Genomic DNA, 17,274 nt, shown 5'->3' with positions numbered 1-17,274 from the left:
TGAACGTGGCGGATATTGCATAAGTCTCGACTTATACGCAAGCCAATTAGCCAGCGCCGATCAGATAGAGCAAGGCGCTCACAACCGCCGCGATCGAGGCCCCGCCTATGAACATGAGACGGCGCTGCCCGTTTGCGCCGAGTGACGCGTTTCTTTCCGTCCGCTTGAGCGTAGGCGCTGTAGAGGCGCCGGCCGTCCTCTCCGAAACGATCGCTGTTCGGATAAGCCTTCTTAGCCTTCTTCTTCGGAGCGAGCATCCGCTGCCCTCTTGGCCATCTTCGCCTCTTTCAGCAGCTTGGTGGTGTTCATCTGCTTGCCGCGATGCTGGTTGCAATGCCAGCAAGCGGCCGCCAAGTTTTTGAGATGGTCGGTTCCGCCTTTCATCTTGGCCTTCAAGTGCTCAAGGGTCATTGCCAGTTCGCCAGCCTCGGTGAACTCGCGGTGACAGTACAAGCATCTCCCACCCTGACGCCTATGAACCTCGCGTCGTGCAAATGCCCGGTATTGCGGATCTTTTAGTGTCGGCATGCATATCCCCCAAACAAAAGGGATCATGCCCGCGAGAGAACGTCAATCCTTGCATTAGAGGATGCTTGACTACGCCGTCGGGCCCGCCAAAGTGGTGCGGTGCACAAGGACAAGGTCATTTGGACATTAAGCACATCGTTGCTTTCGCCATGGGCAACATGCCCGCCATCGGGATAGCCGTCGTCGCGATGGCAGTGGTCGCTGCCGTGTTTCTATTGATCACGGGTCGAAAACGCCCAAAGGCAATGTCACCAAATGAACGGCGTTTTCGAAACGTGTTCGCGATGATGACAGAAGAGCGCCGACAGTCGCTCATCTCCTATTATTCGCGGAAGCACGGATGCGGGCGCGAGGAAGCCATGCAGCGAGCCGTCGACGATCGGGCGCGAGACGAAGGGCGCTGGTAGCGTCCACGCCTTCGCCGGCTAGGTCCGACGGCGTATCTGGACTCCAAACGGCAAGAGTCGCATTCTGCCCTCGGGAGAGGGCTATGGGCGATCAGTTCGAAAGTCCGTGGGGGAAGTCGCAACCGGCGCAACATCGCAGGAATCGGATGCCTTTGGCTTGGATGCTCGTTGCTGCATTCGGCGGCGCTGCGGCTGGCAATTACCTGTGGTGGAATTCTTCTAGCCTCGTCACCTCGATCAGCAATTTCGGGGCAACTGCCGGTTGCTACATCAAGGGGAATATCTCGATCGGCAGCGGCGAGCACATCTATCACGTCCCCGGCCAATAGCACTATTTCGAGACGAGGATCAGCCCTGAATATGGCGAGCGCTGGTTCTGCTCTGAAGCCGAGGCGCAGGCGGCCGGCTGGAGGAAGGCTAGGCGGTGAAGCGCGCCTGATGCCGAGGGGCAAATCATCATCGACTGATCCGACGTTAACCGGTTGTTCGCCGATCCTCGATTAGCTTCCGCGGATGGATACCACGTTCGATAACCTGGTCGAAGCCGTGAAGGCACCTCCAAAGAGCGCTCGGCTTGGCGTTGTGCTGGTGACCTTTGCCATCCTCGCCGCTGTTGCCGGCGTCGGCGTTCTGTTGAAAGGCGCCGTTCACGATGAGCCGCAGCTGCCAACCGTCGATATTGGCCAGATACTCCACCCCGGAGTGGTTTGAGGAGGCGGCCGGCTGGCAAAGGCGGCCGAAGCGATTCGCGCCGCCGGGCCGGCTAGCTCCTCGGGTAGGCGGCAGCCGGCACGGTGAAGCCGCCATCCGAACCATAGCGCGCAACGCCTTTGGTGATGCGCAGTTCGTCGAGCCAGCCATTGAAATAGCCAAAGCCGACGACATGTCCGCCGAGCGAAAGCACACTGCTACTGTTGAAGTTCGTTCCCGTCGCGCCCGTCTTGGAACCCTTCATCACGCCGTCGATGTAGAGGCGCATCTTACCTGACGAGTCACGATCGATGGCGAAGTGAGACCAAACGCCGGAGGTTAGGCCGGCGCTGGTGGTATTGACCTGGTGCGCGATGTTCGATCCATCCGTCGAGAATAGGAAATCCACGGCAGAGTTCGAATTATGAGAGAAACGGAACGACGTGTTTCCGGCGCCGCTGTCCTGAATGAGGAAATAGTCAATTCCAGCAGGCCAGGCGCTGCGCGCGAAAAATTCAATCGTGAACTCCCCTGGAAACACCCAGTCGGCGCTGTCCGGCACGGAGACCGTGTCGCCAGATCCGTCGAGCAGCAGGGAGGCAGTGCCGAACTTCTGTTGCGCCGTGTCGAGTTGGGCGTTGCCGGTGAATGTCAGCGTTTTGGCCGAACTGCTCTCGTCTGTGGACGATGTGGCCGCGTCAACGCCATTGAAGCCGCAGAGCAGAACCACATTTGCGAAGTTTGGATCGGAACCGCCACCACCTCCGACCGCCGGGTTTCTGAACATCTGTCCTGTTGAAAGCATCATTGGCGTTTCACCTTTCAAAAATGGCGATGGAATAGGGCTCGCAGATCGATCGCGCGATATCGCGGACGCCTGCGGTCACGTCGAAAACAGCACCTTGGATCTGATCGCTGATGTCGCCCTCGATGACGACTTCCGACGGGTCAAATCCCCCGCCATAGACCATGAGATCTGAAAGCAGATCGGAGAGGTTCCTAAGCGTGCCGTTGCCGGCGACATTAAACCGGCGCCGCTGCGGCAGGACGACGTTGTCGGTCGTGATGGCAGTGTCGCTCAGCCCATCATAGACATATCGCCAGGACGAAACTTCGGTCGCCTTGCTGACGGTCCTTGTCAGGCCGGTGTCGAGGTTGGTGAAATAATAGTTTGTGGTGGTCTGGACGAACAATTCATCATCGAGTCGTTGCTCATCGGGACCGGCGAGAGACCGGGCCGAAGCCGCTTCCAATTGGTAGGCAACTGCCTTTGTCCACACCACGGCGCCGGTCGTGCCGTCGATGCGAATTGCCTCCGCGTTGTCGGTCCAGACAATCACGTCATTGTCGTGCCAGATGGCATAGAGGGGAGCGTCCGCGAACGTCGCATGCTCTGTCAGCAGCGTGGTCAAGCCGGTCGAGGTGACAACCATTTTCCATAGGCTATTGCCGGCGCAGACCCATATGTCCGCGTCGGCATCCCGAATATTGCCTGGCGTGAAGCATTCCGGCCGGCCGCGCCCATCCCAGGTTGTTCCCGAGATCGAGACTTGCGACATGGTGGTCGAGGTGAATTTGTAAAGCGACGTGTAGCCGAGATGGAACGACGACACGGCAATGATCCCGGTGTTCCCGATCATGAGCGCGCAGGCGGCATTTACCGACTGACCTGGATCGCCGGCAGAGTCCGCACCCTCGGCAACGGAGGAGCCCGAGACGGGATCGATCAGCAACGGATACATGCCGCCCAGGGGACCGACCACAACACCAACGGCAATGAGCCGATCGATCTCCGGGATATAGCGGAAAAAACTCTCATCGAGGCCCGAATAGGCTCGGCCGAGGCCGTTGAGCGGCACCGCATATATCTCGCGAAGGAATGACGTAGAGAAGCGCCTGATGAGCCCCGATGAGGCGGAATAGCCGTACCAGTTCGAACTTTCCCAATCGACCGCCGCCACCGTGTTGACGGCATCCGACGAAAAGCCTTGGAAGCTTTCCACAGACGCGCTGTCGCCGATCGCCTGGACAAACTCACCTTCGAACACTGGCGGCGATCCGAAGCCGAAGACGTCATAGTTCTCGACCACGACATCAAGGTAGCCACGATGGGCGGAGACGTTCTCTGCGCCCTCTTCGCGCACCATTGCCGGATCGCGCCCCTGGCTGGAGCGCCCGTCATAGAAGCGAAACCTTAGACCGGATGCGCGATAACCGTTGGTCGCATCATAGATCAGCTTTCCGTTGGCATAGAGCTTGCGGAGTGACCACTGCGAATTCGGCACCAGCGGCCTGGCGAAGCGAAGCCTGGCGGTCAGATTGCTCGTCGTCGTGGTGACCGTGTCCCAAAATTCCTGATGTGATCTTGTTCGGATTGCTGCCGTATCGCGTCACGGTCGGCAGCGCGCCGCCGGAACCTCCCTGCATGGCCGCGAGCGCATCCATTGACGCGTTCTCTGCCGCACGGAACGCCTGGGCAAACTGCCCTGTGATGGTGTTTGCCGCGGCACCGGCGGTGCCCTGCACTTCCGCCAGTTTAGCCTTTAGGTCGTTGAGGTTCGCGATGGCCTCGTCGATCTCCAATTTGACGTCGGCGCCTTGCTCGGCCTGCTGCTTTAGTTCCGCGAGTTTCTGTTCAACGAAACTGATGCTGTTTTCCAGCGCGGACGTGTCGGCCGCCGTGAATTTCAGCGGACCATTGATCACCTTATCCGCAATGCTGCCGGGGATGATTGTCAGCCCTGTGATTTGGGAAAGCAGATCCCTGAAATTCGTAGCGCTGGGATTGTTGCTAAACGCGGTCAGAGCCTGCGAAATGCCGTTTATCTCTTTCGAGAGCCCGGCGATATCGCTTGTCAGCGCCACCAGGCCCGGGCCCGCGTTGATGAGCGCCTCGCCAAGCTGGACGTCAATAACCTTCGACAGGACGTCGAGTTTGTCGTCAAGTTCGCCCGCCTTCTGCAGCAGTTCGTCAGGGATAATGATGCCCATATCGCGGGCGGACTGTTTGAACTTTTCAATGGACGCCCGGCCCTGCTCAAGGATGCGGGACATCTCGATGCCGCCCTTGCCGAAGATGACGGTCGACAGCGCGGCTTTCTGTGTCGCATCACTGGTGTTCGCCATCGCATCGGCGACAAGCTTGAGCCGTTCCTCCTGGTCCTTAGTGTTGAGGATGGCCTGCAGCAGTTGCGGGTTGAGGTTCTTCAGGCCGGAATACAGCGCGCCCTGGCCATTGGCAGCAAGGCCGGCATTCTTGGCGAAGATGTCCAGCGAGGAATTGATGCTGTCATATTCGATATTCGCTTGTTTCGCTGCAAACGTCAGGGCCTGGAAAGTGTCAGTCTTCAGGCCGGCGGTCTTGGAATCGGTCGCGATCTTGTCGTAATCGCTGATCGTCTGCTTCAGTTTTTCAAATGCGCCGCTCAAAGATGCAACGGCAGCAAGGCCAGCGCCGGCAGCAAGGCCGGTGCCGAAGTTTTTGAGCGAAGCGCCGATCGAATTGACGCCTTTCTCGACGTTCGAAACGCTCTTCGCCATCCTGGCGCTTTGCTGCTCGACCGTGGTGGCGCTCTGTTTGAAGCCGTCCGCGAATGACCGCGCGTTCGTCGAAAGATCGATGCTGATCGAGCCGACCGTCGCAACCATGTTCAGGCACTCCCTTTAGTTTCGATCGCCTCGACCTCGGCCGTCAGCGCTGCGTTATGTGTTGCGAGCCAGCCGCTCACTGCGTGTTCGACCTCCTCGATTGCCTGCAATCCCGAGCCGCTGACCAAGAGAGCCATCTCAATGCCGGCGACGATCATGTTGCGGGCGATCTCGAGTTGTTGCGCTTTGCGTGCCTCGTCGGCCGCTTCCGCGCGCTCGGTCCAATATGTCGATGACTTGCCAGTCATTGACAGGCCTCCTCCAGCCGCTGCTGCAGTTCGAGCGCTTGCGGAAACGAGAGTGCGAACAGGTTGTTGGCAGACGCCGGCATCTCCCAATCTGGGTCACAGCCCAAGGGATGATTTGGCAGCGGGGACATCTCCCAAGGTTTGAGGCCGAGCGCCCGATGCAGGGCGCTAAAGTCGCGTGCCTTGTAGGCCTCGATCGCCTCCACAGTGATCGGGTGCCGGCGCTTGGACTTCGGGATGCGGCGCTTCATCTGGGATCTCCAAATTTTTCCAGCGCCCAAGCTGGCGTCGACGGCCACCATTCGGGCCGGCTGGCTAAGAACGCGGCACCAAGGCGCGTCCAGGCTTCGCGCGCGTCCCTAAGTTTCTGTGGGTCGTTGTGCTCGATGGCGTAGCCGTATTCCAACAAGTCGCCGAAACCATCCGAGCCGGTCTGGAACATCTCGGCCCAGGCATTGACCTCCGCTGAAATGTGCTTCTTTCCTGCGCGTCGCTTGACTGGCATTGCGTCAATCCCGATTGCTTCTGATGGAAGGCGGGCGCCGGGCGTCAGGTGCGGGTTCCCCGTCGAGATCCAGTTCACGAAGCAGCCTCGCAAAGCCGACTTTCGCGTCGCGTTCGATCGCCACTTCTGGACGCGCCTTGGGGTTGCCCTGAGAGTCGGTGAAGGTAAGGCCGTGTTGTGCGATTGCGGCGCGGGCTGCCTGCATTCTCTCCCAGCTCTCGCAGGCGGCCTGGAGCAATCGAAGGTGATGAGGCTCCAAACTGTATTCGGCGTTCACCTCAGCCCACCATTTCTTGGACGCGGGCGAGAGATGGGCGGGTGCGGGAACCTTCGGTGCACGGACAGCCTTGCCGCCCGACTGGTTGCCGATCGGGACAACGTTCAATCCTGCTGCTGAAACCGGCCCCCTAGCGCCCATGACGCAAACCTCGCGCGCGTGGAACGAACCGGGGGAACGCAACTGCGTGTGATGCTATCGCAAGCGGTCTAGGGAATCGTGCCCCTGAGTCCTGCAAGTCCCCCCGGAGGGCTTGGTCTGTTGGCCGGTTGGCGGGGTTGTTGTCGCTGGCCGTCATTGGCGCATCTCCGACCAGTAGCCGAAATGCTCGACAAGCGAGCGCACAAGCGCTGAGGTGACATCGAGCGCCAATTGCTTGTCGCCGTCGAAGTATTCAGGACGCAGGCGCATCGATAGGAATGCGGTGTCGTCTGGGTCTCCCGTATGTCCGGTGCCGACGACGTGCATTCCGTCTTCAGACAGGTCGAGGTCGACTTGCTCGATGGGTTTCGTGGCGAAGATCATCTCGCCTCCTTCATTTGCTTGATGGTCTTCGGAACGTCGCTGCCCGACTTGGCGCAAAGCGTCCAAGCCGCGCCGTCTCCGGGCTCGATGCCGTTGCTTTCCACATTGCAGTGCCACAAGGCGCCGGAGCGGGTGACGAGCGCGCCGAAAGGATAGGTGACCTGCCTCTGCCAGGTGCCTGCATACTTGGCGCCCGACACAATGCCGTCTGCCTGATCAGCAATGCGCGCTTCGAGCTGTTCATATTTGTCCCGCATGATCACATGAAACTCGGCGATAAGCTGGAACGTCATGCGCGTCGAAAGCGGCTTGGCGAGATCCTGGAAGTCATGAGTCCTGGTCAATAGGTCAGTGACTTTCTTGACCTCGTTGAGGAATTTAGCTTCTGACGACTTCGTGGTGGTGCGTTTAGCCATGGTGCTTTCCTCAGCGATGGCTCATCGAGCGCGTCAAATATCCGCCCGGCTGCTTCCTGACGGTCGCCGTTGCCTTCACGGGCAATGTGGGCAAGGTCCGCCAAAACTTTTCCGCGTGCGGGCCGATCGGCTTCAGGCCGCGGCAAAGATCGAAACGAGCTTCGAACAACTTGCCGTTATGCCGGCAGCGTTCGCCTTCCCGATAGGAGATCAATCTGTTCCACGCGTCGGTCATGACCGAGATCCTTTCGAAATCATTTTGCTGATTGTGTTCGCCATCGGCTCGATCAGTCGTCGCGCGATAGGTGCGTCGCTGATGAGTCCGGAAAACTCGATGCCGGCTTCCCGCGCCTGACTGGTGAGGCCGGCCGCAACTTCAAGCAGTTCCAGAACGTCGCCGAGATGCTGATTGATCAGCGCTCCAAGGCCCTCGATATCGCCACCAAGGGATGCCCGAGCATGGTCACGATAAACCGCCCGCAGCGCCTCAAATTCGACCCGCGTTTCGCGCTCTCGCACCTCAGCCTCCGCCACGTCCTCGGCGAGGCTCTTCAGCGTTGCATGCAGCACGGCAGTCGGGAGCTTCATTCGGCCAGGATTGTCGACAGTCTGCTCGATCTTGAGGCTCTCGCGGCGCCCGACAAGAGCGCGCAGATCCACTGAGGCTTTGCGGAATGCCTTCTCCGCTGATGCAAAGTCGGCGCTCGGTTTCGGCAATCGCAACGCCGATCGGTAAAAGGCTGCATCGCTTGCGGCAGGGAAGATTTTGCGCGTCAGGTTCATGACCCTGATGTCGCACTTGAAACGCGATGGGTCGCTTCGCGTTTGTCACGTTCGGCGAAAATATTCGCGGAGCGCCGCGAGATCGACCTGCCAACGTCCACCGCTTCGCCGGCCATATCCTTTTCGCCGGCAAAGGCTTCGGACCGTATCGAGCGCCACACCTAACGACTCGGCGGCTTCACCGGTTTCGACCCAGATCGGGCAAGACTGCTTCTGCTCTGCCTCTTCAAGCTCGGCGACAAGCAACGTCAATTCTGCAAGCTTCGACCGAACCTGAGCGAGTTTGCGTGCGGTGCTCATGTGGCACCCGTTTCGCCCAACAGGGAACGATATCGCCATCCATGGGTTACAAACCCATGATGAACGACAAAGAACACCACGGACTCAGGATGGCGGCCGAGATCGCCAATGCCCAGCGGCGCATCAAACGGACCGAGATCGCTCTCAAACGCACCGAAGAATTGGTGGCCGAAAACATCGAGCGGAGCAGCAGGATGCGGCGTCTGGTCGAGGCGGCAGACCGCCTGGTAGTCCGCGGGGGTTGATCCGGTCTTGAGCCCGCTCATGAGGCCAGACCCTTGCGCTTCAGGGTTCGTAACAAAGCATCGGAAACCTTGCCTACATCACCAGGGGACTGGTCCCGAGATATAGAGGTGCCCACGGTTTCCGTACTATGGCTAGTGCCCACGGTTTCCGTACTATGAAACGGCTCTGAGAGGTGCGGTTTCCGTACCGACGTGTGGTACGGTTTTCGATACTGGGGATTTGTTTTGTCAGACGCCTTTCTCGCAGCAGAAGCCACAAGTTCCGCATGCTCTCGCGTGTCAATGCTACGCCAATCGTCCGTTGGCTCGGTCAGCCGCGTAGGGCGGTATGTGAGGCGATAGACGTTCGGACGCCTCCACTCTGCATTGCCGGCTCTGCCGCGCTCGGTGACCTCCACAAAGCCCAGCGCGACCACTTCGCGGATGGCTGGTGCGATGGCCATCCTATGCACGCCGTATTCTTCGAACTGGTCGAAGGTGGTCGGCAATTTGCCGTTGTCGTCACCGCCATGGCTGGCCAGTTCGATTTCAAGCCTGGCCAAGATCCTATGGCCAGACAGTGACAACGCGCGAAAGGCCGGCGAGCGCTGCATGTCGATCAATCGCCATGAGAACTGCCCGCCGATCTGTGTCCGCTTGCCGCGCCGCGCACGCCCCTTGTCCTCGCCCATCAGGCACCTTTGCGCAGGAGCACATGAAGGCGGCGATGATGCTTGCGGCAGAGGCAGATTATAAGCATCTGGTCCGCTTCTGGATCTGGGTGGTGACAATCAACCTGGGGGTTGCCACAAACCTCGCAGGGCCAGACGATCAGCTTGCCCTTTTTGCGCGCCTGGGCAACGACAGCATGGGCGCGGCGAGCGGCGGGATTGGCGCGGTTCCACGCACGCTGAGAATGCCATTTCGGGTCTGGCGAGCATTGCTGTTGCCGGCGGCGAGTGCTACTGTCCGAACTGTCTGTAGCTGCCAAGCAAGACATTTCGGAGCCGGCTCGCGTTTCAACGAACGCGTCCGGCTTTCGACTTTCGAGGTGCTCCATCAGGTTGCCCTCGCCAGCGCCAGATGGTGTTGGCGGATAGCCTCACAGCTTTCCTTGGTGGTCAGTCCCAACGCCTTAAGTGCTGGGATAGCCGGGCCGCGAATGTGGCGCGGCGTGTCCTGGATGAACCTCAAGCCGATCTCGACTTTCGAGGAATCGCAGGCGGCATGATCGTCGGTGCGGAGGCCGGTCATTTATGCGGCCCTCCGAACGTTCACGTATTTCGAAGCCAGAAACGCGCAAAGGTCAGGGCGGCTGTACCTCACCGCCTTCGGCGACAATCTCATATAGTTCGGGCCGGCCCCCCGATGGCGCTGTTTCTTCACGCTCAGCGGCGAGATGCCAATGATCGCGGCGAGGTCTTCGGAGTCGAAGACTGCCGGCAATTCGTCGTCGGTGGCGAGGCGCTGGTAGAGTGCTAGACCGGTAAGTCCTTGGGAAGTCCAGAATGCAATGCGGGCTGAGAACGCCCTTGCTGCTTGGTTGTCCATTGTGTCCACCTTTGAGTTGAGGTGGAACCCTTTCTAACCACAAAGGCGCGCAAGGCTACAACAAAGCGGTCTAAAGATTGCTCGACAATTTTAGACCGAAGTCGAGCGGTGCGTAGTCAGAGACGCCCCGCTCTCGAAGCGAATGGCACACTCTCTTGATGTCCTCGAACATTTCCGGATTTTTGACCTGTCGCGCTCGGGCCTTGCTCAGCTTCTGGTAGCAAGTTGCACGGCTGCACTGGAAACGGTCCATTGCACAACTAACAACTGCCTCGACGGCTGGCTCATTGAATATGTCGATGTGAAGCTCCAGAAAGTGGCCGACATCGTCCTTTGGGTGTTTTTGTCGTGCCTTTGTCTCGCGCAGGATCAATTTTGTATTGGTGAACGTGTTCTTGATTCGCGGATCGATCTGATCCGCGAGAAAGTGCAGGAATGTCTCATCCGGTTGAGGAACCTCCCGCCTAAGAATGGCGGCAATCTCGATTAGGATGTCGCGGTCCCTACCCCTATGCCGGAGGTCATAGATAGCTTCGGCATCAGATCTCTCGTAAAGCATCCTCACCGGCCGAACTCCTTGATGTCAGCCTTCGGCTTCTGCAAGACGTTCATCGCGTCGGCGGCACGTTGGGCACCGCGCCGGCCCAGGCTTTCAGCGCGTGCCACATAACGCCCGGTCATCGCCAGCGTCTTCCATCCGAACGCCTCCCGTAGTTCATGGGCTTCAGCACCGCTCAGCGCGGCCCAGGTGGCCGCCGTATGGCGCAGCGCGTGCGGCGTGATTGTCTTGATCTCTGCCGCCTCACAAACAGCGCTCAGGACTTCGCGAAGACGCTTGTAGGACACCGGCTGCCTTCCGCCTCTTCCCGAAAATACAAAGCCAATACGGTGCACCTGCTGATCGATGATCGTCGCGGCATCGGTGGACAGAGCGCGGGCAGATGCGCCGGTCTTGGTGTCGGGCAGACGCGCAACGAGGCGCGGCAAGTCTACCATGTCCCACGTCATCAACCGGCCTTCCGAGACACGCCAGCCTGAGACGGCAAGGAACCGAATTAGATCGGCATGGGAACCTGAAACCTTGGCCAGCGCCTTGACGAATTTGGGAAGGTCCATTTCGTCAAGCCATTCCTCCCGCGCCGTTTCCTTGTTTTTCCGAACACCCATGCAGGGATTGTCCTTGCGCCATCCGAGTTCCATGGCGCGGCCCATCATGACAGACAGTACCGCCAAAGAGCGGTTTGCGTCGGTGGGGTTGCCGTGTTTCTTGGCATGGAAGGACCGCACCATTTCGGCCGTGATGTCGGCAACGCGTCGGCCTTTGAACACCGGCAAGATGTTGCGCCGGATGCGTCCGCGATAATCCTTCCGCGTCTCGGGCTTCTTCTTCTCGATGTGCGTTGTCTCAAAATCCTTGAGAAGATCCTCGAATATCGGTTGCGCCTTTTTCGCCGCGCGCGCCGCTGCAGGATCATCGCCGCGATCGATCGCCTGGAGCATGCTCTGAGCTTCGGCGCGCGCCTTCTCGGCAGGATAGGTCGCATGATCGCCAATGATGATCTTGCGACGCTTGCGGGCGCCATCTCGGCCGGGCAACTCCTGAAAAACGAGGAACGTCTTAGACGCCTTGCCATCGGCCTTGCGGCGAAGCCTGAGCGCGAAGCCAGACAGCTTGCTGTCACGAATTACCAGTTCGTCTCGATCGCGGGGCAGGACAGCAGAATTGACGAAATTGTCGGAAAGCACGGGCATTGCCTTGTCTCCCTTGGGTAGCCGTGCGGGTAGCCGCGACGTGTCTACTCAACGGAACGTATAGGAACAAACCGTGACTGTAAACCCTCGGTCTTTCCTTTATTCACAAGGCTTTGAGCGTCTATGGATACCCAAGGGTAGACGCTTAGAAAGAGACTTAAAATCCCTCGATCTCTGATCGTACGGGTTCGATTCCCGTCGTCCGCACCATAACGTCGGCCGTTTTCTCTTGGAGCATACCGACCGCCAACAACGTTTGTTGGGACGGCTCTCGTTACCGAGTTTGCATCTGCAGTCATCGTTCTGCTTGTCGTGCTGCTTTTCACCCATGCAGCCCGGGACCTCCAAAGCTAGGCTGGGGCTCTCGACTTTCCCGGCATGGCCCGGCTGTTGTCTCCCCGAAGGAAAAGCAGCCGGGCCGCTTAACAGGCATTAGACCGGGGGACCAAGGTCCAGCTTGTGACAGGCCTCCAGTAGGCGCAATGTCACTGATGAACCCGACGGCCAAGGGCCTGGATCGCGATAGTGGCGGCTCAGGCCCTTCGTCTTTCAAGCGCGATATTTGGGAAATAGAAAACCTCCGCCCACTTCACAGCAGCGCCAGAAGCTCCCCGCTCCCATAAGAATCCGCCGCAAAAACGCCGCTTACCTAGCGGTTGCCGAATGTGTTTTCCTCGAAGACAGCTGAGAGGTCGATCTCGTCATGAAACGGAGCGTCAGGATCGAGCGCAAGCCAAGACGCATGAGATCGAAGCTCCCTGAGACGGGCATTCTTGGCGAGACGGGCTTCGCGTTCAGCCTCGAACGGCAGAGTAGCCTTTTCACCAGGGCCCATATGCACTCTCGATTGGCGCCATATCCCTGTTTGAACGCTCGCGCCTGAATTAGGTTGCTTTCGAGCCAGCCGGCGCCATCGGGTTCAGCTTCAGATGCTGGATCAGAATAATCGTCTTGGCATCGATAATGCGGCCATCGGCAATGCCGGCCAGCGCTTCGTCGAGCGGCATTTCCAGGACTTCGATGTCCTCGCCTTCTTCGGCCGCGCCGCCGCCCGCCGAGATGCGATCGGCGGGTGAATAGCGGGCGATGAAGAACCAGAGCCGCTCGGTGACGCTGCCGGGGCTCATATACGGCGAAAACAGCCGCTCGATATCCTTCAGCCGGTAACCGAGCTCTTCCTCGGCCTCCTTGCGGATGGCGGTCTCGGGATCGTTTTCGTCGAGCAGGCCGGCGCAGGCCTCGATCAGCGGTTCACGGTGGCCGGTGACGTAGGCCGGATAGCGGAACTGGCGCACCAGGAGCACGGTCGAACGCTGAGGGTCGTAGGGCAGGATCACCGCGCCGTCGCCGCGATCATAGGTCTGGCGGATCTGCGTCTCCCACTGCCCGTCGCGGCGGCGATAGTCGAGCACGGTCTTCTTCAGGACCGCCCAGTCGTCGGACAGAACCTCTTCCGAGCGGATGCGAACGCGATCTTCCATGGGATACCTCGGTGCTTGCTGGCGGATGCAGGCGTAGCCGCGAACCGGCTCCGGCGCAATCGGACCAGCGATTGGTCCAGTGCGCTTCACTCTCTCGTGTGTGGTATGGAAGAGATCCGCTGCCTAAATAGCGCATTCCCCTCCCCGGAGTTTTCTTCATGACGACATCGCTTTTCCAGCCGATCACGCTCGACGGGCTGACCTTCCCCAACCGCATCGCCGTGGCGCCGATGTGCCAGTATTCCGCCGAGGATGGATCGGCCAGCGACTGGCATCTCTACCACTGGATGAACCTTGCCATGTCCGGCGCCGGCATGGTCACGGTGGAGATGACCGATGTCGAGCGGCGCGGGCGCATCACCCATGGCTGCCTCGGCCTCTATTCCGAGGACAATGAAGCCGCCGCGCGGCGGACGCTGGACGCCGCCAGGCGTGTCGCCGCGCCCGGCACGAAATTCGGCACGCAGCTTGCCCATGCCGGCCGCAAGGCCTCGAATCGCAAGCCCTGGGAGGGCGGCGGCCCGCTGCAGCCAAACGAGGATCCCTGGCAGACCGTCTCGGCCTCGGCCATCGCCTACGACAGCGGCTGGAACGTGCCGCACGCCCTGGAGGACGAGGAGATCCTGCAACTCATCGAGCGGTTCGCCGAGGCCGCGAGGCGGGCCGAACGCGCCGGCTTCGACTTCATCGAACTGCATGCCGCGCATGGCTACCTGATCTTCCAGTTCCTGTCGCCGCTGTCCAACCAGCGCACGGACCGCTGGGGCGGCTCGCTGGAAAACCGGATGCGTCTTGTCGTCGAAATCGCCAGGGCGGTGAGACGAGCGGTGCCGAAGCTGATGCTTGGCACACGGCTGTCGGTGAAGGACTGGGTCGATGGCGGCTTCGACGTCGAGGACGCGATCGAGGTGGCGAAAGCACTGAAGGCCGAGGGTGTCGCCTATCTCTGCTGCTCCAGCGGCGGCAATTCGCCATTGCAGAAATTGCCCAGCGGCCCCGGCTACCAGGTGCACCTGGCGGAAGCCGTGCGCAAGGGCGCCGGTATCCCGACCCGCGCGGTCGGCTTGATCGACGATCCGAAGCAGGCCGAGACAATTATCGCCGAGGGCCGTGCCGACATGGTGGCGCTGGCGCGCGCCTTCCTCGCCGACCCGCGCTGGGGATGGCGTGCGGCCGCCACGTTCAGCGAAAAGATCTATCCGGCGCCGCAGCTCGCCCGCTCGGTGACGACGATGGAACATTGGATGAAAGCGGCGGGGTGACTGGCCCGTTTTCCTGAAACCGGCGCGCTCCTGCCCGCGATCCTGGGCAGTTCGCCCGCTTCAATTCCGGCCGCAACCTGTTACGTTGGGTGAGGCTGCGGCGGGCGCGGCCGGGCTTGGGGAGGACATCATGTCGATGAAGGCGTTCTTGCCGGCAGCTGCGTTCGTGGCTGCGGCCGGGCTTTGGCTTGGCGGGTCAACGGCGAGCGTCGCGCAATATTGCGAAGGTACGGTGCACGGCCTTTCCGGCCGCTACAATCTGGCGACCGGCAGCGGCTTTCTCGCCGTGCGGACGCGGCCAAACTCGTCGTCGCGGATGATCGGGCAGCTGTTCAATGGCGATCACACCGAGATCTTCGACCGGCGCGGCAATTGGTACCGGGTCGAAATCGGCGGCACGACCGGATGGGCGAACGCGCGCTGGCTGCGCAACGATTGCGGCTACTGAGGTGGCCGCGCATGTCGCCCAAAACTGGATCCGGTTTTGGGACACGTGATTTTGGGACATGCAGGACATGCACAAGACGAAGACTGAAGCGTGTCGCAAGCGCGACGCGACTTTTGGGCGCAGGCTGAAGGCCATTTTTGCAACCAAATTGGCTGCTTTGCGTTGCGGCCATGATGGACAACAAACCTTTTGAAACGCCCGTCGTGGTCGAGTTGGGCCATGTCGGCAAATATCGGCAAATCCGCAGCGCCCAGGAGGCGGCGGAATGCCTGATGACGGTGTGGCCGCTCAATCGCGGCCCGCGCCATCGTGATGCCCTCGACACTTGCCTCAAAGTGCTGGAAGGTTATCGTTCGACAGCGGATGCGCGTCGAGCACTGATCGAGGCCGCAAGGGAATCGGAAGTGCTGGTGCCAGACGACAGACTGTCCGACGACCGGCTGCATTGAGCAGGCGGACTTTCAACCGGAGATTTTCATGGCGAAGCTGACTTACAAGATCGTCGAACATGACGGCGGCTGGGCTTACAAGGTCGGCGCTACTTTCTCGGAGACGTTTCCCACGCATCAGGACGCGTTGCGCGCAGCCGAAATCGCTTCAGCCGAGCAACAGGTGGCGGGCTCCACGGACGGCATCCAATATGAGGATGCCGAGGGCAAATGGCACGAGGAACTGGCTGATGGCCGCGATCGGCCGCAGACCGAGGTCTCCGACTGATTTCGCAGCCTATTGATATGCGACCTTAAGCCTGATCGCCTGATCGTCGCGCGCCGGCCGCGGACGTAAGGAGAGAAGGACGTCCCGCGGCCAGCACGGGGCCCCGGCCGGCTATTTGCCGCAGTACTGGTCGTTGATGTTGCCCTGGGCATTGGCATCTGGACCAGGGGTATTGAAGGCGCAGGGTCCAGTGTTGCCGTAGGTGTTCAGCCCGGAACCGTCCGCATTGATGCTTCCTGTCGTGGTCCGGTCAACGCTCGAGGAGTCTTCGTTGCCCCAGAGCCAGTTGTGGTGAAGCCAATCTTGATCGTTGGAATAGGTGCCGTCCGACGACTGCGCCATGGCAGATGTGGCGAGACCGATCGTCAGAACGGACGCTGCGAGAAGTTTCTTGTACATTGGATCACTCCGTTTTGTCTTTGTCGCCTTGGGTGCGACACTTGGCAAACCGGTCATCCGCCGAATGGTTCCTTGAATTCCTTGTGAAGCGGCGGTGAAGTTGCATCACGAAATGCGTGAGCGGCCATGCGTTGGATGAAGGCCGCGACCCGTTCCGGTTCGACGAATTGGGGCATGTGGCCGACGCCGTCGACGGGTTCGAAGTCGAGCCCTTCGATCTTGCCTTGCATCGGCTCGCCATGGATGCCGATGTCGATGACGCCATCGGCGGTTCCGAAAAGGATGCCGGCGGGCATGGCGATCTCGCCATAGCGTTGCTCGATGCGGCCGAGATCGCGTTCGATGGCCACGACATCGGCGGATGTTGCCTGGAAATGGGCTGGCCGCAGCCCGAGCCAGCCGCCGCCGTCGACCATGTAGTCTGCTGGAAAAGCCTGCGGTGCGAAGATGAATTCCATGGTCGGCCGCGCATATCGCAGGCTCGTCGGTATCGCGACCGTGTAGGCCATGATCCAGCGCCGGAGTGGTGATGGAATATTGAGCAAGCCGGAGTTCTCGCGCATGGCGGCTTGTATATGGGTCAACGGCGCCAGCAAGGCGATGCCCGAAATCGCTTCGGGATGTTCCACGGCCAGTGTCAGCGTGATGGCGCCGCCCAGCGAATGGCCTACCACCAGCGGCTTCTCCAAGCCCAGCGTTTCGATGAAACGCCGCACGAGCTCTGCCTGTTCGGGCAACCGGCCCGTCGCGCCGCGCGCCTGAACCGAATAGCCCGATCCCGGACGATCGAGCGCGATCAGCCGGTAGCCCGGGCCGAAATGTCCGAACAGCGTGTGGCGGAAGTGGTGGAGTTGAGCGCCAAGCCCGTGCAGGAAGACGATCGGCTGTCCATCGCCGACATCGACATAGTGAATGCGGTTGCCGTCGATCTCGATGAATTTTCCGACCGGCGGCACCAGCCTTTCGGCCTTGGCCGCGATCCACAATGTCACCAGCACAAGGCAGCCGATGGCGAGGATCGCCAGCAGCAACAGAACGGCCAGCAGCCACGACAGTATCGACAGGAGCATCGTTCACCCGGATCAAACGAGGTCAGCTTAGCTGCATCCGGTC

The 17,274-nt window shown here is 60.3% G+C and carries 30 protein-coding genes; 8 read left to right on the top strand and 22 right to left on the bottom strand.

The window, feature by feature from the left end; translation table 11 throughout:
- Positions 1-231 precede the first annotated feature (231 nt).
- Positions 232-528, bottom strand: a complete 297-nt coding sequence (locus tag X743_RS1000000170370; protein ID WP_084555449.1) for an HNH endonuclease signature motif containing protein — start codon at positions 526-528, stop codon at positions 232-234.
- Positions 529-647: 119 nt separating this feature from the next.
- Between X743_RS1000000170370 and X743_RS25815 the strand changes: the two genes are divergently transcribed.
- From X743_RS25815 to X743_RS1000000171930, 3 genes are all read left to right on the top strand, one after another.
- Positions 648-935 (top strand): hypothetical protein, encoded by a 288-nt coding sequence (locus X743_RS25815; protein ID WP_156934390.1) that lies wholly within the window; start codon positions 648-650, stop codon positions 933-935.
- A gap of 83 nt (positions 936-1,018) precedes the next feature.
- Positions 1,019-1,264: a hypothetical protein gene (locus X743_RS1000000173235; protein WP_245264176.1), complete on the top strand. Its 246-nt coding sequence runs from the start codon at positions 1,019-1,021 to the stop codon at positions 1,262-1,264.
- A gap of 184 nt (positions 1,265-1,448) precedes the next feature.
- A complete protein-coding gene (locus X743_RS1000000171930; protein WP_156934389.1) occupies positions 1,449-1,646 on the top strand; it encodes a hypothetical protein in 198 nt (65 codons plus the stop codon).
- Positions 1,647-1,698: 52 nt separating this feature from the next.
- Here X743_RS1000000171930 and X743_RS163270 read toward each other — a convergent pair whose 3' ends face one another.
- From X743_RS163270 to X743_RS1000000171925, 12 genes are all read right to left on the bottom strand, one after another.
- Positions 1,699-2,433 carry a LamG domain-containing protein gene (locus tag X743_RS163270; protein ID WP_031257477.1) on the bottom strand — a complete coding sequence of 245 codons (735 nt, stop codon included), beginning with the start codon at positions 2,431-2,433 and terminating at the stop codon, positions 1,699-1,701.
- A gap of 7 nt (positions 2,434-2,440) precedes the next feature.
- Positions 2,441-3,910 carry a hypothetical protein gene (locus X743_RS163275; protein ID WP_023764253.1) on the bottom strand — a complete coding sequence of 490 codons (1,470 nt, stop codon included), beginning with the start codon at positions 3,908-3,910 and terminating at the stop codon, positions 2,441-2,443.
- Positions 3,852-5,273 carry a hypothetical protein gene (locus X743_RS163280; protein WP_023764252.1) on the bottom strand — a complete coding sequence of 474 codons (1,422 nt, stop codon included), beginning with the start codon at positions 5,271-5,273 and terminating at the stop codon, positions 3,852-3,854. Before X743_RS163280 ends, X743_RS163275 begins: the two co-directional genes overlap by 59 nt.
- Before the next feature lie 2 nt (positions 5,274-5,275).
- Positions 5,276-5,521, bottom strand: coding sequence for a hypothetical protein (locus X743_RS163285; protein ID WP_023764251.1), 246 nt, complete (start codon positions 5,519-5,521; stop codon positions 5,276-5,278).
- The gene (locus tag X743_RS163290; protein WP_023764250.1) at positions 5,518-5,772 is read right to left on the bottom strand and encodes a hypothetical protein; all 255 of its coding nucleotides are present in this window, start codon (positions 5,770-5,772) and stop codon (positions 5,518-5,520) included. The genes X743_RS163285 and X743_RS163290 overlap by 4 nt, the downstream gene beginning before the upstream one ends.
- Complete coding sequence (locus X743_RS0135495) at positions 5,769-6,026, bottom strand: hypothetical protein (RefSeq protein WP_023764249.1); 258 nt, start codon at positions 6,024-6,026, stop codon at positions 5,769-5,771. Before X743_RS0135495 ends, X743_RS163290 begins: the two co-directional genes overlap by 4 nt.
- A gap of 4 nt (positions 6,027-6,030) precedes the next feature.
- Positions 6,031-6,411 (bottom strand): P27 family phage terminase small subunit, encoded by a 381-nt coding sequence (locus tag X743_RS163295; protein ID WP_023764248.1) that lies wholly within the window; start codon positions 6,409-6,411, stop codon positions 6,031-6,033.
- Positions 6,412-6,597: 186 nt separating this feature from the next.
- Complete coding sequence (locus X743_RS163300) at positions 6,598-6,828, bottom strand: hypothetical protein (RefSeq protein ID WP_023764247.1); 231 nt, start codon at positions 6,826-6,828, stop codon at positions 6,598-6,600.
- Positions 6,825-7,244, bottom strand: coding sequence for a hypothetical protein (locus tag X743_RS25860; protein WP_156934388.1), 420 nt, complete (start codon positions 7,242-7,244; stop codon positions 6,825-6,827). The genes X743_RS163300 and X743_RS25860 overlap by 4 nt, the downstream gene beginning before the upstream one ends.
- Positions 7,245-7,254: 10 nt before the next feature.
- Positions 7,255-7,479 carry a hypothetical protein gene (locus tag X743_RS1000000172720; protein ID WP_023764245.1) on the bottom strand — a complete coding sequence of 75 codons (225 nt, stop codon included), beginning with the start codon at positions 7,477-7,479 and terminating at the stop codon, positions 7,255-7,257.
- Positions 7,476-8,027, bottom strand: coding sequence for a hypothetical protein (locus X743_RS163310; RefSeq protein ID WP_023764244.1), 552 nt, complete (start codon positions 8,025-8,027; stop codon positions 7,476-7,478). Before X743_RS163310 ends, X743_RS1000000172720 begins: the two co-directional genes overlap by 4 nt.
- Before the next feature lie 45 nt (positions 8,028-8,072).
- The gene (locus X743_RS1000000171925; RefSeq protein WP_156934387.1) at positions 8,073-8,327 is read right to left on the bottom strand and encodes a helix-turn-helix domain-containing protein; all 255 of its coding nucleotides are present in this window, start codon (positions 8,325-8,327) and stop codon (positions 8,073-8,075) included.
- Between the two features lie 41 nt (positions 8,328-8,368).
- On the opposite strand from X743_RS1000000171925, the gene X743_RS163315 reads away from it, so the two are divergent.
- A complete protein-coding gene (locus X743_RS163315; RefSeq protein WP_031257474.1) occupies positions 8,369-8,572 on the top strand; it encodes a hypothetical protein in 204 nt (67 codons plus the stop codon).
- Between the two features lie 17 nt (positions 8,573-8,589).
- On the opposite strand, the gene X743_RS1000000169785 is transcribed toward X743_RS163315, so the two are convergent.
- The 7 genes from X743_RS1000000169785 to X743_RS163345 form a co-directional block, all read right to left on the bottom strand.
- Positions 8,590-9,243 (bottom strand): hypothetical protein, encoded by a 654-nt coding sequence (locus X743_RS1000000169785; RefSeq protein ID WP_023764241.1) that lies wholly within the window; start codon positions 9,241-9,243, stop codon positions 8,590-8,592.
- Between the two features lie 367 nt (positions 9,244-9,610).
- Complete coding sequence (locus X743_RS1000000170360; protein ID WP_084555434.1) at positions 9,611-9,805, bottom strand: hypothetical protein; 195 nt, start codon at positions 9,803-9,805, stop codon at positions 9,611-9,613.
- Positions 9,806-10,102 (bottom strand): hypothetical protein, encoded by a 297-nt coding sequence (locus tag X743_RS163325; protein ID WP_023764239.1) that lies wholly within the window; start codon positions 10,100-10,102, stop codon positions 9,806-9,808.
- 70 nt (positions 10,103-10,172) lie between these two features.
- Positions 10,173-10,667 (bottom strand): hypothetical protein, encoded by a 495-nt coding sequence (locus tag X743_RS163330; protein ID WP_156934386.1) that lies wholly within the window; start codon positions 10,665-10,667, stop codon positions 10,173-10,175.
- Positions 10,664-11,854 (bottom strand): site-specific integrase, encoded by a 1,191-nt coding sequence (locus X743_RS163335; protein WP_084555433.1) that lies wholly within the window; start codon positions 11,852-11,854, stop codon positions 10,664-10,666. The genes X743_RS163330 and X743_RS163335 overlap by 4 nt, the downstream gene beginning before the upstream one ends.
- A 649-nt stretch (positions 11,855-12,503) precedes the next feature.
- Positions 12,504-12,689: a hypothetical protein gene (locus tag X743_RS163340; RefSeq protein WP_023764236.1), complete on the bottom strand. Its 186-nt coding sequence runs from the start codon at positions 12,687-12,689 to the stop codon at positions 12,504-12,506.
- A gap of 49 nt (positions 12,690-12,738) precedes the next feature.
- Positions 12,739-13,335, bottom strand: a complete 597-nt coding sequence (locus tag X743_RS163345; protein WP_023764235.1) for an NUDIX domain-containing protein — start codon at positions 13,333-13,335, stop codon at positions 12,739-12,741.
- A gap of 158 nt (positions 13,336-13,493) precedes the next feature.
- Between X743_RS163345 and X743_RS163350 the strand changes: the two genes are divergently transcribed.
- From X743_RS163350 to X743_RS163365, 4 genes are all read left to right on the top strand, one after another.
- Complete coding sequence (locus X743_RS163350; RefSeq protein WP_023764234.1) at positions 13,494-14,597, top strand: NADH:flavin oxidoreductase/NADH oxidase; 1,104 nt, start codon at positions 13,494-13,496, stop codon at positions 14,595-14,597.
- A 130-nt stretch (positions 14,598-14,727) separates the two neighbouring features.
- Complete coding sequence (locus X743_RS163355; protein ID WP_023764233.1) at positions 14,728-15,045, top strand: SH3 domain-containing protein; 318 nt, start codon at positions 14,728-14,730, stop codon at positions 15,043-15,045.
- Between the two features lie 170 nt (positions 15,046-15,215).
- Complete coding sequence (locus tag X743_RS163360) at positions 15,216-15,494, top strand: DUF982 domain-containing protein (protein WP_013895801.1); 279 nt, start codon at positions 15,216-15,218, stop codon at positions 15,492-15,494.
- 28 nt (positions 15,495-15,522) lie between these two features.
- Positions 15,523-15,762, top strand: a complete 240-nt coding sequence (locus tag X743_RS163365) for a DUF2188 domain-containing protein (RefSeq protein ID WP_013895802.1) — start codon at positions 15,523-15,525, stop codon at positions 15,760-15,762.
- 111 nt (positions 15,763-15,873) lie between these two features.
- Here the strand turns inward: X743_RS163365 and X743_RS163370 are convergent, their stop codons facing one another.
- Positions 15,874-16,161, bottom strand: coding sequence for a hypothetical protein (locus X743_RS163370; RefSeq protein ID WP_023764231.1), 288 nt, complete (start codon positions 16,159-16,161; stop codon positions 15,874-15,876).
- A 53-nt stretch (positions 16,162-16,214) separates the two neighbouring features.
- Positions 16,215-17,231 carry an alpha/beta hydrolase gene (locus X743_RS163375; RefSeq protein ID WP_023764230.1) on the bottom strand — a complete coding sequence of 339 codons (1,017 nt, stop codon included), beginning with the start codon at positions 17,229-17,231 and terminating at the stop codon, positions 16,215-16,217.
- Positions 17,232-17,274 lie beyond the last annotated feature (43 nt).

The organism is Mesorhizobium sp. LNHC232B00 (assembly GCF_000502435.1).
GTDB lineage: Bacteria > Pseudomonadota > Alphaproteobacteria > Rhizobiales > Rhizobiaceae > Mesorhizobium > Mesorhizobium opportunistum.
This window is presented reverse-complemented; position numbering and strand designations above follow the sequence as displayed.

Excerpts from the sequence above, each read along its gene's own strand:
- X743_RS1000000170370 (WP_084555449.1), bottom strand. The coding sequence starts at position 528 with ATGCCGACACTAAAAGATCCGCAATACCGGGCATTTGCACGACGCGAG.
- X743_RS1000000173235 (WP_245264176.1), top strand. The coding sequence starts at position 1,019 with ATGGGCGATCAGTTCGAAAGTCCGTGGGGGAAGTCGCAACCGGCGCAA.
- X743_RS1000000171930 (WP_156934389.1), top strand. The coding sequence starts at position 1,449 with ATGGATACCACGTTCGATAACCTGGTCGAAGCCGTGAAGGCACCTCCA.
- X743_RS163270 (WP_031257477.1), bottom strand. The coding sequence starts at position 2,433 with ATGATGCTTTCAACAGGACAGATGTTCAGAAACCCGGCGGTCGGAGGT.
- X743_RS163280 (WP_023764252.1), bottom strand. The coding sequence starts at position 5,273 with ATGGTTGCGACGGTCGGCTCGATCAGCATCGATCTTTCGACGAACGCG.
- X743_RS163285 (WP_023764251.1), bottom strand. The coding sequence starts at position 5,521 with ATGACTGGCAAGTCATCGACATATTGGACCGAGCGCGCGGAAGCGGCC.
- X743_RS163290 (WP_023764250.1), bottom strand. The coding sequence starts at position 5,772 with ATGAAGCGCCGCATCCCGAAGTCCAAGCGCCGGCACCCGATCACTGTG.
- X743_RS0135495 (WP_023764249.1), bottom strand. The coding sequence starts at position 6,026 with ATGCCAGTCAAGCGACGCGCAGGAAAGAAGCACATTTCAGCGGAGGTC.
- X743_RS163300 (WP_023764247.1), bottom strand. The coding sequence starts at position 6,828 with ATGATCTTCGCCACGAAACCCATCGAGCAAGTCGACCTCGACCTGTCT.
- X743_RS25860 (WP_156934388.1), bottom strand. The coding sequence starts at position 7,244 with ATGGCTAAACGCACCACCACGAAGTCGTCAGAAGCTAAATTCCTCAAC.
- X743_RS1000000172720 (WP_023764245.1), bottom strand. The coding sequence starts at position 7,479 with ATGACCGACGCGTGGAACAGATTGATCTCCTATCGGGAAGGCGAACGC.
- X743_RS163310 (WP_023764244.1), bottom strand. The coding sequence starts at position 8,027 with ATGAACCTGACGCGCAAAATCTTCCCTGCCGCAAGCGATGCAGCCTTT.
- X743_RS1000000171925 (WP_156934387.1), bottom strand. The coding sequence starts at position 8,327 with ATGAGCACCGCACGCAAACTCGCTCAGGTTCGGTCGAAGCTTGCAGAA.
- X743_RS163315 (WP_031257474.1), top strand. The coding sequence starts at position 8,369 with ATGGGTTACAAACCCATGATGAACGACAAAGAACACCACGGACTCAGG.
- X743_RS1000000169785 (WP_023764241.1), bottom strand. The coding sequence starts at position 9,243 with ATGGGCGAGGACAAGGGGCGTGCGCGGCGCGGCAAGCGGACACAGATC.
- X743_RS1000000170360 (WP_084555434.1), bottom strand. The coding sequence starts at position 9,805 with ATGACCGGCCTCCGCACCGACGATCATGCCGCCTGCGATTCCTCGAAA.
- X743_RS163325 (WP_023764239.1), bottom strand. The coding sequence starts at position 10,102 with ATGGACAACCAAGCAGCAAGGGCGTTCTCAGCCCGCATTGCATTCTGG.
- X743_RS163335 (WP_084555433.1), bottom strand. The coding sequence starts at position 11,854 with ATGCCCGTGCTTTCCGACAATTTCGTCAATTCTGCTGTCCTGCCCCGC.
- X743_RS163340 (WP_023764236.1), bottom strand. The coding sequence starts at position 12,689 with ATGGGCCCTGGTGAAAAGGCTACTCTGCCGTTCGAGGCTGAACGCGAA.
- X743_RS163345 (WP_023764235.1), bottom strand. The coding sequence starts at position 13,335 with ATGGAAGATCGCGTTCGCATCCGCTCGGAAGAGGTTCTGTCCGACGAC.
- X743_RS163350 (WP_023764234.1), top strand. The coding sequence starts at position 13,494 with ATGACGACATCGCTTTTCCAGCCGATCACGCTCGACGGGCTGACCTTC.
- X743_RS163355 (WP_023764233.1), top strand. The coding sequence starts at position 14,728 with ATGTCGATGAAGGCGTTCTTGCCGGCAGCTGCGTTCGTGGCTGCGGCC.
- X743_RS163360 (WP_013895801.1), top strand. The coding sequence starts at position 15,216 with ATGATGGACAACAAACCTTTTGAAACGCCCGTCGTGGTCGAGTTGGGC.
- X743_RS163365 (WP_013895802.1), top strand. The coding sequence starts at position 15,523 with ATGGCGAAGCTGACTTACAAGATCGTCGAACATGACGGCGGCTGGGCT.
- X743_RS163370 (WP_023764231.1), bottom strand. The coding sequence starts at position 16,161 with ATGTACAAGAAACTTCTCGCAGCGTCCGTTCTGACGATCGGTCTCGCC.
- X743_RS163375 (WP_023764230.1), bottom strand. The coding sequence starts at position 17,231 with ATGCTCCTGTCGATACTGTCGTGGCTGCTGGCCGTTCTGTTGCTGCTG.